Genomic DNA, 13,575 nt, shown 5'->3' on the forward strand with positions numbered 1-13,575 from the left:
GGGCCTACCGCCGCAGCTCGAACGTCGTCGTCCCGATGGTGATCGGGGTGCGTTCCGCGACGGTGGTGGGGGCAGTGACCTTCTGTCCGTTGACGAAGGTGCCGTTGGTCGACCCGAGGTCGGTGAGGACCCATGCCCCGCCCTGCAGGTCGAGCCGGGCGTGGTTGGTCGACGTGTAGTCGTCCCGGATCACGACGTTGCTCTCGCTCGAGCGGCCGATCGTGATCGGACCGCCGCCGAGCGGCATCTCCATGCCCTCGCGTGCGCCCTCGGTGATGACGAGGCGGGTGGCGACCGACGCGGCGGGGGCGACCGGGCCTCCTGTCTGACCGATCAGCTCGGTGAACGCGCTGGCGGAGGAGCTGTTCCGGGCGGCGGCAGCACCGGTCCCGGCGGGCACCGGCGGCGTGGTCGGCCCGGAGGGGCCGGCCTTCGGGTCGGTGGGGATCGCGCGCACACGCTGGCCGAAGAGATCGCTCCGGAGCGCGAAGACGATCACGAAGACGAACAGCCACAGCACAGCGAGGAACGCGAAGCGCAGCACGAGCAGGGTCAGGCCTGTGGTCATCGCGCACCTCCGTCGTTCTCCGGGATCACCCGGAACACCATACGGGTACGACCGATCTCGATGGTGGAGTCCGGCTCGAGGATCGCCTGCTGGAAGCGTTCGCCGTTCAGCTTCGACCCGTTCGTCGAGCCGAGGTCGTTGACCTGCGCGTGCTTGCCGTCCCACAGCACCTCGACGTGCTTCCGGCTGGTCCCGGTGTCGGCGACCGTGATGTCGGCGTCCGTGCCGCGCCCGATGACCGTGCGTCCGCGGTGCAGTCGGTGCCGCTGGGAGCCGATGTCCAGGACGGCCACCCACGCGACGTCGCGCTGCACGGTGGTGGAGTCGATCTCGAGGATCCCCGTCGACAGCGTGCCGTCCTGCTGGAGGCGGATCGTCACCGGACCGGAGAACGAGTAGTTCTGTGCAACGGCGTGCTGCTGCACCCGCTGCGTGAGCTCGTCGATCAGGGGACGTCCGACGTCGTTCATGCGCGTGTGGTCCGGCGGAGCCAGGCGCACCGTGAACTCGTTCGGCACGAGGATGCGCTCGCGCGAGACGACGGCCGCCTTGGTGTCGAGCTCGCGTCGGAGGGCCGCAGCGATCTCGACCGGCTGCACACCGGAGCGGAAGGTCTTGGCGAATGCACCGTTGACGGCGCGCTCCAACCCTCGCTCGAAGTTGTCCAGTAGGCCCATGGTCTCCACGTTCTCGGTCGCTGACCACTGCATGGTAGTGGTTGGCTCCGGGGGCCGTCTGTGCGTGGTAGTGTTCTCGTCGCTGGCGCGAGTGGCGGAATTGGTAGACGCGCACGGTTCAGGTCCGTGTGCTGGAAACGGCGTGGGGGTTCAAGTCCCCCCTCGCGCACCAGGGCTCTCCGGTGGAGAGCAGCACGACGAAGGCCCCGGTCGGGAGACCGGGGCCTTCGTCGTGCCCGCCAGCCCCGTCCGGCCGGTCGCTCAGCCTCGTCAGGCCGGCTTCAGCGCGCAGCAGGGTCCCGGGGCGCGCGAGCCCTGGTCAGACCGTGGCGCTCCCGAGGACACGGTGCGCCACGGAGATCGACTCCCCGGAGACGACCGACAGCGGGGACGACAGGAAGGCGACGAGGTCCGCGATCTGCTGCGGGCTGGACGCACCACCGGCACCCGGCCGGACCTCCGCGCTCGGGGTGTCGGTGACCGCGCCTGGGTTGACGACGTTCACCGTGACGCCGGTGCCGGCGAGCTCGTCGGCCAGGTTCTTCGCGATGACGTTCGTCGCGGCGTTCCGGAGCGAGGTCGTGATGTTGCCGGTCAGGTAGGCGTTCTGTCCGCTGACGACGACGACCCGGCCGAAGCCCGCGGCCCGCTGCAGGGGCAGGACGGCGTTCGCGACGCGGAGGAAGCCGAGGGCCTTGCCGTCGATCGCGGACGCCACCTGGTCGGGGTCCGAGCGTCGCTCCGGGTCGAGGGTGCCGGCGGCCGGTGCCGCCGTCACGACGAGGACGTCGATGCGGCCGTGCTGCTCGAGCACCGTGGCGACGGCGGTGTCGACGGAGGTCTGGTCCGTGGTGTCCACCGTCACGCCGTCCGTTGTGGTGCGCGAGGCGACGACCACCGTCGCACCTTCACGACGGAGACGGTCGGCGACGGCTGAGCCGATGTACCCGGCGCCGCCGACGACGAGGGCGACCCGGTCCTGCAGTTGGAGGTCCACGAGCGTGACGCTACGCCGCGGTGCCCGCGGACGGACGGGAGGCCGGTACGGACGGGAGGCCCGGCCGCGTCCGACCGCCGCCGCACGTCCGTCCTGCGGATGCGCGGACGGTGCCGTCGTCCCCCGCAGGGGTGGTTGACCTGGTTCGTGCCCGTTCCGCACACTGTCGGGGTCGCGGGTGTCGATCAGGGGTGCCGGCGCGGGACGAGGGGCAGCAGCATGCGTCGGACGACGACGGCCGCGATCGTGGCCACACTGGCGATCACCATGACCGGGTTCGCCGCGGTACCGGCCAGTGCGGCGGGTGCGGCGGCGGTGTGTTCCGGCGCGACGCTGTCGACGGCCGACCTGGCGACCGGGTGCACGGTCGACCCGGGCACCACGCTCGCGCTGCCGGACGGCCGGACGGTGGTCGTCCCCGCGCCGGGCACGACCCTGACCGTCGCCCCGGTGGTCGTCGCGGGCGCCGAGGACCCCGGCGACCTGGTCGTCGCGAACGCGGGCGCCGCCGGCGTCGCGGTGCGGACCGAGGGGGCCTGGTCGGGTTCGCCGGCCGCCGTGACCCGTGAACGCGCGGCACTGCAGCGTCGGGTGCTGGGCGCGACGGTGGCCGCGCCGGGTGCGGTGACCACGGGTGCGGGTGCCACGGCGAGCTGTGGCAGCACTGCGTACTCGCTCACCGGGCACCATTGGGCTGGGGCGATCGAGTGGCGGTACAACCCCGCGAACGCGAAGGCGTCGAACGTGTCGGCGCTCCGGGCTGGTGCCGACGCGTGGACGGGGTCGATCACCTCGTGCGGGCGGACCGTGACCTCGACGGCGGCCGAGCAGTACCTCGGGACGGCGAAGCAGGCACCGGCGCTCACGGACCAGGGTGGCTGCGGTGCGGCGAACCGCTACAGCGTCACCGGGTGGGGCGCGCTCCCGACCGGCACCCTCGGCGTCACCTGCGTCTGGTCCCGGTCCGGTGTCGCGGTCGAGATGGACCAGCGGTACTCGACCCGGTACCTCTGGGCCTCCACCGCGACCTGCTCCGGCAACCGGTACGACTTCCGCGGTGTCGCCACCCACGAGTGGGGGCACGCGTACGGCCTGGGGCACGTGGACCAGGCGACCGGCCAGGTCATGAAGTCGTCGGCGACGACGTGCGACGTCGCACAGCGCACCCTCGGCGCGGGGGACGCGCGGGGGATCTCCACGCTGTACTGACCGCTGCCCCGGCCGCGTGATCTGAACACTCTTGACGGGCACACAGCGAGCCCGGCCGACCATCGCCCTCGTACGACGAACCACATCCGTCACGAGGGAGCGACATGAGCGATCAGCAACAGCAACCTCCGGGTTCCGAGCAGGCGATGACGCCGAAGCCGGACCACGGTGAGACGAGCTACACCGGCTCGGGCAAGCTCACGGGCAAGCGCGCCGTCATCACCGGCGGGGACAGCGGCATCGGCAAGGCGGTCGCGATCGCCTACGCCCGTGAAGGAGCGGACGTCCTCATCTCCTACCTGCCGGAGGAGGAAGAGGACGCGCAGGAGACCAAGCACTGGATCGAGGAAGCGGGCCGGAAGGCCGTGCTGTTCCCCGGCGACGTGAGCGACCCGGCGTACTGCCGGAGCATCATCGAGACCGCGGTGTCCGAACTCGGCGGCATCGACGTGCTCGTCAACAACGCGGCGTACCAGATGACCCACGAGACGCTCGAGGAGATCTCCGACGAGGAGTGGGACCACACCCTCGCGACGAACCTCAGCGCGTACTTCCACCTCGTGAAGGCGGCACTCCCGCACATGACCGCGGGTGCCTCGATCATCGGGTCCAGTTCGGTCAACTCCGACAACCCGGTGCCGACCCTCCTGCCGTACGACGTGACGAAGGCCGGCATCGCGAACTTCTCGGCCGCGCTCGCGCAGCTCGTCGGGGAGCGCGGCATCCGCGTGAACAGCGTCGCCCCGGGGCCGATCTGGACGCCGCTCATCCCGGCGACCATGCCGCCCGAGCAGGTCGAGCAGTTCGGCAAGCAGACGCCCCTCGGTCGCGCCGGACAGCCGGCGGAGCTCGCCCCGGTGTACGTCCTGCTCGCGAGCGACGACGGCAGCTACGTCTCCGGTGCGCGGATCGCCGTCACCGGCGGCACGCCGATCCTCTGACCGCCCACCAGAACCGACACAGAAACAGGAGAACGATTTGTACTTCCACAAGCAAGAGCTCCAGTTCAAGTCCACCCCCGACAAGCCCGACGCGGTCTACGCCCGCAAGCTCCAGGAGGTGCTCGGAGGCCAGTACGGCGAGATTTCCGTCGCGATGCAGTACCAGTTCCAGGCGTGGAACATGCACATCCCGGGCAAGTACCGCGACATGGTGTTCGGCATCGGCGCGGAGGAGATGGGCCACGTCGAGATGCTCGCGACGATGATCGCGCAGCTGCTCGAGAAGGCCCCGCTCGGCATCACGGGCGACGCGGTGCAGGACGACCCGACGGTCGCCGCGGTCCTCGGCGGCACCGACATCCAGCACGCGATCGTCGCCGGCGCCGGTGCGCGCCCGGTCGACAGCATGGGCAACCCCTGGCAGGGCTCGTACATCACCGCCAGCGGCAACCTGCTCGCCGACTTCACGGCGAACGAGAACGCCGAGATGCAGGGCCGCGTCCAGGCTGCCCGGCTCTACCACATGACCGACGACCACGGCGTGCGGGACCTGCTGAAGTTCCTCATCGCCCGCGACACCATGCACCAGAACATGTGGGCGACCGCGGCTGCGGAACTCCGGGAGTCCGGTCTCGAGACCATGCCGGTGCCGAGCAACTTCCCGCAGCACAAGGAGAACCAGGAGGTCAACTACCAGTACCTCAACTTCTCCGACGGGGCCGAGGCGAAGAACGGCCCCTGGGCGAGCGGCCCCTCGTTCGACGGCAAGGGCGAGTACTCGTACCACGACGGCCCCACCACGTCGTCGCCGATGCCGCCGCCCACGCACCCGGACTCGCGCTTCTACGGCACGACCGAGCTGCCGAACACGATCGAGAAGATCGCCGGCACGGTGCAGGACAAGCTCAACAAGGAGTAGTCCGACCCCGGTCCACGCACGAGCCCCTCCTCACCACGAGGAGGGGCTCGTGTCGTTCCACCAGGCCGCCTGGTGGTTCGGCGCGCGAAATGTACAACGAGTCGAAAAGTTCGTTGACCACATAGTTCACGGTGTGAAAGAGTTTCCTCGTCCGAACGGACAGCAGTCTCTCGACGAGGAAGGCGCCATCATGCAGAGCACGTACCACACCACGTCACTCGACACTCGCTTCGGCGGCTCCCACCCGCGCGTGGGCCTGACGGACCCGGCCGTCATCGAGGCCTACGTCGCCCGACGGATCCAGGACCCGTCGCTGCTGTCCCGCCGCTCGGAGGTCTCGTACGCCGACTTCTTCGTCGCACCGGCCGCCTGAGCCGAGCACGGAGCACCAGCACGACCGCCCGAGTGGGTGAGGGAGACCACGACCCATGCCGTTGACCGTCGTCCGACGTGAACACGTCCACCTCTACGCCCGTGAGCCGCGCACCCGGTCCGCGAAGACCGCCGTCGACGCGCTCCTCCGCCTCCAGCACGCGGAGGAGGACCAGCTCGAACGCGCGCGGGTCGAGAGTGGCCTGACGAAGAACGAGTTCCTCACCGTCCGCTACATGCTCCAGGCGCACCGCGACGGCCGGAGCATGGGACCGAAGGACCTCGCCGTCATGCTCGGGGTGTCGAACGCCTCGGTGACGAAGATCGTCGACGGGCTCGTCGAGAAGGGCGACCTCGTCCGGTCGCCACACCCGACCGACCGTCGTGCACAGGTGCTCGAGCCGACCGTGCAGGCGGCGCGCAAGATCGACGTGTCGTACGAGACCTTCCACCAGGCGGTCGTCGAGGTCATCGACCACCTCTCCGCCGAGGACAACGAGGTCCTGACCCGGTGCCTCGGTCAGATCACGGCAGCGCTCGACGCGGGTGCGCCGAGACCGGTGGACGAGTACACGGTCGACGGGGTCGCCGTCCGCTCCCTGCCGGACCCGACGGCGGACGACGGCTCCTGACACGCACAGGACGGGAGGCCCGGCACGCGTGGTGATCCGGGCCTCCCGACCGGCACTGGCCGCGAAAACCTTCCAGCGGTAAGTTGGCAGGATGACCCACCCCGCCGACGAGGACGACGCGGCTCCGCCGCGCCGCGGCGGGTACCGCAAGGGCACCGAGCGACGTGCGCAGATCCTGGACGAGATGATCCGGATGGTCGCGGAACAGGGCGTCGACGCGTCCTCGCTCCGGTCCGTGGCGGACGCCCTCGGCATCACGCACGCGGCGCTCCGGCACTACTTCCCGAGCCGCGACGACCTGCTCCTCGCCGTCTACCGCGAGCACGAGGTCCGCGAGCAGGGTGCTCCGGAACGGATGAAGTCCGCGATCGGCGACATGCGGGAGAGCGCCGCCCGCAACCGAGCCGTCCCCGGACTCGTGCAGCTCTACACGACCCTCTCCGCCGACGCCGTGCAGGAAGGGCACCCGACCACGCGCGAGTTCATGCGTGACCGGTTCACCCGGTTACGCGCCGACCTGAGTGAGCTGATCCGCCGGGACCAGGCCGCCGGCCGGATCCGCGACGACCTCGACCCCGAGGACCTGGCGAGCCTGAGCATCGCGGCCTCGGACGGGCTGCAGGTGCAGTGGCTGCTCGACCCGGACGCCGTCGACGGGGAGCGGGTGCTGCGCCTGCTCGAGCGGATCGTGCCCGCGGGTGGCGCGGAGGAGCAGGCACCGCGCTGACCGGTTTCGACGGCGGTCGTCCTGCTCCGGGTCGACGGGCCGTGGAACGCGGAACGGCCGGCCCCCGGAGGGAGCCGGCCGTTGGCGTCGAGGAGCGGTGGTGCTACGCGGTGAGGACCGCGGCGGCCGGGTCGAAGTCCTCCGGCAGCGGCGGGACCGCGTCGACGGACGACGTGATCTCGACGGCCGACCCCGACTCGGCGGCGTCACGGATGCCGAGCAGCACGTCGAGGACGTGCAGCGCGACGGCACCGGAGGCGCGCTCCGGGCGGTCCTCGGCGACGGCGCGGGCGAGCTCGACGACACCGGTGCCACGGCCCCAGGTGGAGCCGACGGCCTCGAGCGTCTCGGGCTCCTCCTGGCCGTAGCGCCAGAGCTGCGAGGACCCCTCGAACGTGTTCGGGTCCGGGAGCGAGATCGTGCCGAGCGTGCCGTTGATCTCGACGAAGCCCATCCGCGGCAGCGCGTGCTGGAACGAGAACGTCGACTGGGCGGACTGCCCGCCGGCGAATTCGATGAGCGCGGCGTGGTGGGTGGGGACCTCGACGGGGAACGTCTCACCGGCGCGGTCACCCGACGCGATCGTGCGGCGGTCGAGCGACTTCGACGACACGGCCTGCACGCGGCTGGCGGTGCCGAAGGCGTGCACGAGCGTCGTGACGTAGTACGGCCCCATGTCGAACAGCGGGCCGGCGCCGGTGGCGAACAGGAAGTCCGGGTTCGGGTGCCACGCCTCGGGTCCGGGCACGTGGAACAGCGTCGTCGCGGTGAGCGGCTCACCGATGTCACCGCGGGCGATGGCCCTGAGCGCCGTCTGGATCCCGGCGCCGAGCACGGTGTCCGGGGCGGTCGCGACGCGGAGGCCCTTCGCCTGCGCCGACGCGAGCACGGCAGCGGCCGAGTCGTGGTCGGTCGCGATCGGCTTCTCGCTCCACACGTGCTTGCCGGCGTCGATGATCTGCTGGTCGACCTCGGCGTGCGCGGCCGGGATCGTCAGGTTGATCACGATGGCGATGTCCTCGCGGGCGAGGAGTTCCTCGACCGTGCCGGAAGCGGCGACGCCGTAGGCCTCCGCCTGGGCGGCGGCACGGTCGGTCAGGACGTCGGCGACGAAGCGGACCTCGACGTCGGCGAACTGCGTGAGGTTCTCGAGGTACTGGGTGGAGATGTTGCCGGCACCGATGATGCCGACCCCGACACGGCTCACGCGGCGTCCCCGGCGGTGTCGTTCGCCTGCAGCCAGGTGAGGGACTCGGCGATGCCCTCGAAGACGTCGCCCTTGTACGCGTCGAACTCGACGACGCGGATGGCCTGCGGCGCCGCGGCGAGGATGCCCGCCACGTCGACGTCGCCCTGGCCGGCCGGGGTCTGGTTCTCGAAGGCCCGCTGGAGGGCCTCGGGCACGATGAGTGCGCTCTCGGACGAGGGCAGCGCGGTGCGGATGTCGCCGTCGACCTTGCCGTCCTTGACGTGGATGGCGACGACGCGCTCGCCGAGGCCGCGGAGCACGGCGGGGGCGTCCGCACCGCCGACGGTTGCCCAGAAGGTGTCGACCTCGAGGACGGTCTCCGGGGACAGCTGCGACACGAAGAGGTCGTAGACCGTGCGGCCGTCGACCTTGTTCGTGAACTCCCACTGGTGGTTGTGGTACCCGAACTGCAGGCCGCGAGCGGCGGCCTCGGCGGTGAGGACGTTGACGCGCTCCGCGATGGCCTTGACGTCGTCGGCGGTCTGCCAGCGGTCGGTCGGGATGAACGGGTCGATGACCGTGCGGATGCCGAGGCGCTCGGCGGCGTCCCAGATCGGCGCGGTGTCCTCGGCGTCGATCACGGCGACGTGACCCGACGGTGCGTGCAGGCCGGTGGCGGCGAAGGCACGTTCGAGGTCGGCGGCACGCTCGACGAACGCGTAGGGCTCGACGTTCTCGTAGCCGATCTCGCGGACCCGCGCGATGGCCGCGTCGAGGTCTTCGGCGATGGCGTCGCGCAGTGAGTAGAGCTGCACAGAGGTGGTGGGCATTGCAGAGGCTCCTTCGATCCTGACTGGTGTGCGGCCGACGGAGACACTGCTCCACGGCGAGACGATGACGACGCTACCGCAGAAACCACCCGCTGTGTAGTTTTCGCTGTCGCGGAGTTCTCGGTGGCATGTATGCTCGCCCTCGAAAAACCGTGCGAGGTATGGTTTTCATCGACTCAAGGAGGCGTCATGAGCACACCCGAACCCGCGGAGACCCCGGTGCTGGTCCACCCGGAGCAGGGCATCACCCAGCCGGTCAGCACCCTGCGTGTCAGCGTCGGCTACCAGATCGCACTGTTCCTCGGGCAGTTCGGCCTGTTCGTGGCCCTCATGGCGCCGGTCTACGTGAGCATGCAACTCAAGGCGGAGGCACTCGTCGGCAGCGACGCCGCGAACGTCATCGGCTCGGTGCTGCCGATCGGCGCGTTCGGTGCGCTCATCATGAACCCGCTCGCCGGCGCGCTGTCCGACCGCACCCGGACGCGCTGGGGTCGGCGGCGTCCGTGGATGCTCACCGGCGTGGTCGTCTTCGCGGTCGCCCTCGCCTGGATCGCGTACGCCCCGGACACCCTGCAGCTGACGCTCGGGTGGCTCCTCGCGCAGCTCGCGGCCAACACCGTGCTCTCCACGCTCACCGCGAGCTTCGCGGACAACGTGCCCGAGTTCCAGCGCGGGAAGTCGTCGAGCATCATCGCGCTCGCCCAGAACACCGCGGTCCTGGCCGGCACGTACCTGTCCGTGTTCTTCGTCGCGAACCTGCCCGTGCTGTTCATCGCGCCGGGCATCCTGGCGATCGTGCTCGTGGTCGTCTACGCCGTCGTCGCCCGGGACGAACTGCCGACGTACCCGCTGAAGGAGTTCACGTTCCTGAACCTGATCTCGTCGTTCTGGACGAACCCGGTCAAGAACCCGGACTTCGCGTTCGCGTGGTGGTCGCGCTTCCTCATCATCTTCGCGACGTTCATGTTCACCACCTACCGACTGCTCTACATGAAGGAGCACATCGGCCTGTCGAGCGACGCCGAGGCCACCGCCGCCGTCGCGTTCGGCGTCCTGCTCTACACGATCGCGCTCCTGGTCAGCGCTGCGCTGTCCGGCTGGGCCTCGGACCGGCTCGGGCGCCGGAAGGTGTTCGTCGCCGGGTCCACCGCGCTGTTCGCCGTCGGGCTCATCGTCCTCGCCCACGCCGAGACGGTGAACGGGTTCTACGTCGCCGAGGTCATCATGGGCTTCGCCTACGGCATCTACTCCGCGATCGACACCGCGCTCGTCGTCGACGTGCTGCCGAACGCCGACCGGCCGGGCAAGGACCTCGGCGTCATCAACATCGCGAACGCACTGCCGCAGTCCCTCGCCCCCGCCGCGGCGCTGTTCTTCCTGAAGTTCGGCACCGGGGGCACGCCCGACAACTACGAGCTCATGTGCTGGGCGGCAGGAGGCGTCGCCATCATCGGCGCACTGGTGGTGCTGCCGATCAAGCGGGTCCGCTGACGCGACCCGGACCGGACGGGAGGCTCCCCACCGGTCACGGCCGTCCCGCCGCTGGCGCGTCGGTCCGGGACCGGCCGGCGAGGGCCCGGCGGCCACGCGGCCACGGGCCTCCCGTCCGTCGTACGGTTGCGGGATGACCACCGCGCCGACCCGCACCTTCACCGCCGCCGTCGGCCGGATCGTCGGCCACCACGACGGCGCGGTCGTCCGCGCGCTCGGCATCCCGTACGCCCGGTCGGAGCGGTTCGCGTGTCCGGAGCCGGTGCCGCCGTCACCGGAGGACTTCGTCGCCGACACCCCCGCCCCTGTGCCGCCGCAACCGTCGACGCCCGTGCTCGAGGCGCTCATCCACCCCATCGAGGCCGAGGTCTCCGAGCAGTGCCAGGCGTTGTCGGTGACCGTGCCGGCGGACGTCCGCGACGACGAGCGGCTGCCCGTCATGGTGTGGATCCACGGCGGCTCGTACGTCGTCGGCGGCGGGGACATCCCGATCCACGACCCGCGCGCCCTCGTCGAGGAGCAGCGCGTGGTCGTCGTGGCCGTGACGTACCGGCTCGGGGTGCTCGGGTTCCTCGGCGACGGGGAGCGGGTACCGGCGAACCTCGGGCTGCTCGACATCGTCCAGGCGCTCCGGTGGGTGCGTGGGAACATCGCGGCGTTCGGCGGCGACCCGGAGTCCGTCACCCTGTTCGGGCAGTCCGCGGGCGGCGACGCGATCGCCCACCTCATGGCGGCGGACGGCACGGCCGGGCTCTTCCGCCGGGTGATCGTGCAGAGCGCGCCGCTCGGCCTGTCCCGGCGACGTGCCCGGATGAACCGCGCCATGGTCCGGGCCGTCGGCACGGTCGGGCCGGAGACCGGACTCGACGAGGTCCTGTCGCTGCAGGCCGCGGCGGAGCGGGTCGCGCTGCCCTACGGCCTCCGCGGCGGGATGCCGTTCGGCACGCAGTACGGGCACGCGCCGTTGCCGGCCGAGCGCCACCTCGACGCGGCCTGGCGCCGGGCGGCACCGCACGTCGAGGTCCTGATCGGGTCCGCCTCCGACGAAGCCGCGCTCTACATCCCGATGATCCCCGGCCTGGCGGCGCTCTGCCGGACGCGCGCCGGCCGTGCGCTCGTCCGCTGGCTGCTCGTCCGACCCCTCACCGCGGTGATCTACGGCCGGGACGCCCGGGCGTTCGCCGCACGACATCGCGCCGCGGGTGGCCGTGCCGTCGTCTACCGGCTGCACCGCGGGGTCACGGTCCGACCGACCGGGGCCGTGCACATGAGCGACGTGCCGCTGCTGCTCGGCGACCGTCAGGCCTGGGCCGGCAGCCGATTCGTGCCGGAGCGGGACTGGGCAGCCGTCGAGCGACGGGGTCCGGGGATCCGCGCGGTCTGGGCGGAGTTCGCCCGTACGGGACGGGTCACGGCCGTCGACGACGAGACGCTGACGTTCGACCGGGGCTGACCCGCCGCACCCCTCGAACTGGCGGTCGCGCCGTCGCCGCCCGCGACGGATGATCGTCCTCATGCCCGACGCCGATCTCCGCCACCGCATCGTCACGGCAGCGGTCGAGGCCTTCCGGCGGTCGGACTTCCACAGCGTCGGACCGGCCGAGGTCGCGGCGCTCGCCGACGTCACCGTCGCCCAGGTCACCGACGCGTACCCGGTCTGGGAGCTGCTCGTCGTCGCCGTCATGGACCGCTGGGACAACGGGGACCGCCGGCGACTGTGGCACCTGGCCGAGGAACAGGGGGCAGCCGCCTACCTCCGCGCACGCCTGCAGTCCGGTCTCGCCGACCCCGCGCTCGTCCGGATGCGCATCGCCACGCTGAGCGCCGCCTCCGCGCCGTCACACCCCGCTGCCGGGTGGTTCCACACCCAGTACGAGCACGCGTTCGACGACGTCACCCTGGCCCTCGTCCGCGACGTCGTGGCCGGACGCGAACCGCGCGGGACCTCCCCGAGACACGCTGCCGAGCAACTGGTCGCCCTGTACGAGGGGTTGCAGCTGCAGGCCATGCTCCGGGACGACGCGGACCTCCTCTCCGGCTGGGACCGGGCCGTCGCCCGGATGCGCGCCGGCTGGGGCGCGGTCGCGCTGGTCTGAGCAGCCGCCGGCGACCTGCCGGGACCGGCGGTGACGGACGGGAGGCGCGGTGCGGGTGAGCCGGTCGGCCCTCCTGCACCGCGCCTCCAGTCCGGACCGCTGCGGACGCAGCGAGCGGTGTCAGCCGCGGATGAACGCGAGGATGTCGGGGTTGATGACGTCCGCGTGGGTCGTCAGCATCCCGTGCGGGTAGCCCTCGTAGATCTTCAACGTGGCGTCGCTGAGCAGTTCGGCCTGCTTCACGGCGGCGTCCTGGTACGGCACGACCTGGTCGTCGTCGCCCTGCAGGACGAGGACGGGCACGGTGATGGCGCGGAGGTCCTCGGTCTGGTCCGTCTCGGAGAACGCCTTGATGCCCTCGTAGTGCGCGACGGCGCTGCCCGTCATGCCCTGACGCCACCAGTTGTCGATGACCGGTTCCGACGGCGTCACACCGGGACGGTTGTAGCCGTAGAAGGGGCCGGAAGCCACCGCGCGGAAGAAGTCGGCGCGGTTCGCCGCGAGGGCCTGACGGAACCCGTCGCGAGGAGCGGTGACGGCTGCACGCCTGGTTCGACCCCGAACGCGACGTCCAACGCCCGCCGCTGCGGTGCCGGCAGGTTCGGGATGCCCGCACGCAGCGGGTACAGGAGCATGTGGAGGGCGGCGTGCGGTTCCGCCGACTCGTCGAGCGTGCCGGTCGTCGTGAGGACCCGCACGCCACGGCTGTCCGCGTACTCGACCACGTCGGCGACGAGCGACGACTTGCCGATCCCCGCCTCGCCGTCGACCACGAACGCCGAACCACCGCTGTCCACGTCCCGGATCGCGGTGCGGAGGGCCGCGATCTCCCGCTCGCGCCCGATGACGGGCTGCGCCATCGTCATGCCGTCAGTATGCCAGCGGCGCTGCCCCGGTCACGTCCGGGGCAGCGCCGCACTCCCGCTG

15 protein-coding genes, 1 tRNA gene and 1 pseudogene are annotated in these 13,575 nt (G+C 71.2%); 10 read left to right on the forward strand and 7 right to left on the reverse strand.

The features are described from left to right. Positions 1 to 4 precede the first annotated feature (4 nt). Together DEJ16_RS06225 and DEJ16_RS06230 are read right to left on the reverse strand one after the other, a co-directional pair. Complete coding sequence (locus DEJ16_RS06225) at positions 5 to 568, reverse strand: FHA domain-containing protein (RefSeq protein ID WP_110825757.1); 564 nt, start codon at positions 566 to 568, stop codon at positions 5 to 7. Continuing rightward, positions 565 to 1,245, reverse strand: coding sequence for a DUF3662 and FHA domain-containing protein (locus DEJ16_RS06230; RefSeq protein ID WP_110825816.1), 681 nt, complete (start codon positions 1,243 to 1,245; stop codon positions 565 to 567). Before DEJ16_RS06230 ends, DEJ16_RS06225 begins: the two co-directional genes overlap by 4 nt. Positions 1,246 to 1,330: 85 nt before the next feature. Here DEJ16_RS06230 and DEJ16_RS06235 point away from each other — a divergent pair. Then, positions 1,331 to 1,417, forward strand: a tRNA-Leu gene (locus DEJ16_RS06235). Positions 1,418 to 1,564: 147 nt separating this feature from the next. On the opposite strand, the gene DEJ16_RS06240 is transcribed toward DEJ16_RS06235, so the two are convergent. Beyond that, on the reverse strand, positions 1,565 to 2,242 hold the full coding sequence (locus DEJ16_RS06240; protein ID WP_110825756.1) for an SDR family NAD(P)-dependent oxidoreductase: 678 nt from the start codon (positions 2,240 to 2,242) through the stop codon (positions 1,565 to 1,567). Between the two features lie 219 nt (positions 2,243 to 2,461). Between DEJ16_RS06240 and DEJ16_RS06245 the strand changes: the two genes are divergently transcribed. From DEJ16_RS06245 to DEJ16_RS06270, 6 genes are all read left to right on the forward strand, one after another. Further along, positions 2,462 to 3,451, forward strand: coding sequence for a matrixin family metalloprotease (locus DEJ16_RS06245; protein WP_110825755.1), 990 nt, complete (start codon positions 2,462 to 2,464; stop codon positions 3,449 to 3,451). 104 nt (positions 3,452 to 3,555) lie between these two features. Continuing rightward, positions 3,556 to 4,392, forward strand: coding sequence for an SDR family oxidoreductase (locus tag DEJ16_RS06250; protein WP_110825754.1), 837 nt, complete (start codon positions 3,556 to 3,558; stop codon positions 4,390 to 4,392). A 37-nt stretch (positions 4,393 to 4,429) separates the two neighbouring features. Continuing rightward, positions 4,430 to 5,311: a manganese catalase family protein gene (locus tag DEJ16_RS06255; RefSeq protein ID WP_110825753.1), complete on the forward strand. Its 882-nt coding sequence runs from the start codon at positions 4,430 to 4,432 to the stop codon at positions 5,309 to 5,311. Between the two features lie 190 nt (positions 5,312 to 5,501). Further along, entirely contained in the window at positions 5,502 to 5,684 is a 183-nt protein-coding gene (locus tag DEJ16_RS06260) for a hypothetical protein (RefSeq protein ID WP_110825752.1), read from the forward strand. Between the two features lie 55 nt (positions 5,685 to 5,739). Next, positions 5,740 to 6,315, forward strand: a complete 576-nt coding sequence (locus tag DEJ16_RS06265; RefSeq protein WP_110825751.1) for a MarR family winged helix-turn-helix transcriptional regulator — start codon at positions 5,740 to 5,742, stop codon at positions 6,313 to 6,315. A 91-nt stretch (positions 6,316 to 6,406) separates the two neighbouring features. Beyond that, the gene (locus DEJ16_RS06270; RefSeq protein WP_110825750.1) at positions 6,407 to 7,042 is read left to right on the forward strand and encodes a TetR/AcrR family transcriptional regulator; all 636 of its coding nucleotides are present in this window, start codon (positions 6,407 to 6,409) and stop codon (positions 7,040 to 7,042) included. Positions 7,043 to 7,145: 103 nt separating this feature from the next. On the opposite strand, the gene DEJ16_RS06275 is transcribed toward DEJ16_RS06270, so the two are convergent. Then, positions 7,146 to 8,249: a Gfo/Idh/MocA family protein gene (locus DEJ16_RS06275; protein WP_110825749.1), complete on the reverse strand. Its 1,104-nt coding sequence runs from the start codon at positions 8,247 to 8,249 to the stop codon at positions 7,146 to 7,148. Continuing rightward, positions 8,246 to 9,061 carry a sugar phosphate isomerase/epimerase gene (locus tag DEJ16_RS06280; RefSeq protein ID WP_181419481.1) on the reverse strand — a complete coding sequence of 272 codons (816 nt, stop codon included), beginning with the start codon at positions 9,059 to 9,061 and terminating at the stop codon, positions 8,246 to 8,248. Before DEJ16_RS06280 ends, DEJ16_RS06275 begins: the two co-directional genes overlap by 4 nt. A gap of 189 nt (positions 9,062 to 9,250) precedes the next feature. Here DEJ16_RS06280 and DEJ16_RS06285 point away from each other — a divergent pair, with 189 nt between their 5' ends. The 3 genes from DEJ16_RS06285 to DEJ16_RS06295 all read left to right on the forward strand — a co-directional run bounded on the left by DEJ16_RS06285 (position 9,251) and on the right by DEJ16_RS06295 (position 12,648). Beyond that, positions 9,251 to 10,552 (forward strand): MFS transporter, encoded by a 1,302-nt coding sequence (locus DEJ16_RS06285; RefSeq protein ID WP_110825747.1) that lies wholly within the window; start codon positions 9,251 to 9,253, stop codon positions 10,550 to 10,552. A 133-nt stretch (positions 10,553 to 10,685) separates the two neighbouring features. Next, positions 10,686 to 12,005, forward strand: coding sequence for a carboxylesterase family protein (locus DEJ16_RS06290; protein WP_110825746.1), 1,320 nt, complete (start codon positions 10,686 to 10,688; stop codon positions 12,003 to 12,005). Positions 12,006 to 12,066: 61 nt separating this feature from the next. Then, entirely contained in the window at positions 12,067 to 12,648 is a 582-nt protein-coding gene (locus tag DEJ16_RS06295; protein ID WP_146232829.1) for a TetR/AcrR family transcriptional regulator, read from the forward strand. A gap of 120 nt (positions 12,649 to 12,768) precedes the next feature. Here DEJ16_RS06295 and DEJ16_RS06300 read toward each other — a convergent pair. Together DEJ16_RS06300 and DEJ16_RS06305 are read right to left on the reverse strand one after the other, a co-directional pair. After that, positions 12,769 to 13,173, reverse strand: a pseudogene (locus DEJ16_RS06300) (alpha/beta fold hydrolase); the annotation flags it as partial. Continuing rightward, positions 13,077 to 13,514 (reverse strand): AAA family ATPase, encoded by a 438-nt coding sequence (locus DEJ16_RS06305; protein ID WP_110825744.1) that lies wholly within the window; start codon positions 13,512 to 13,514, stop codon positions 13,077 to 13,079. The gene DEJ16_RS06305 and the pseudogene DEJ16_RS06300, both read right to left, overlap by 97 nt. Positions 13,515 to 13,575: the final 61 nt, after the last annotated feature.

The sequence above is a fragment of the Curtobacterium sp. MCJR17_055 genome (genome assembly GCF_003224335.1).
In the GTDB taxonomy this organism is placed as follows: domain Bacteria; phylum Actinomycetota; class Actinomycetes; order Actinomycetales; family Microbacteriaceae; genus Curtobacterium.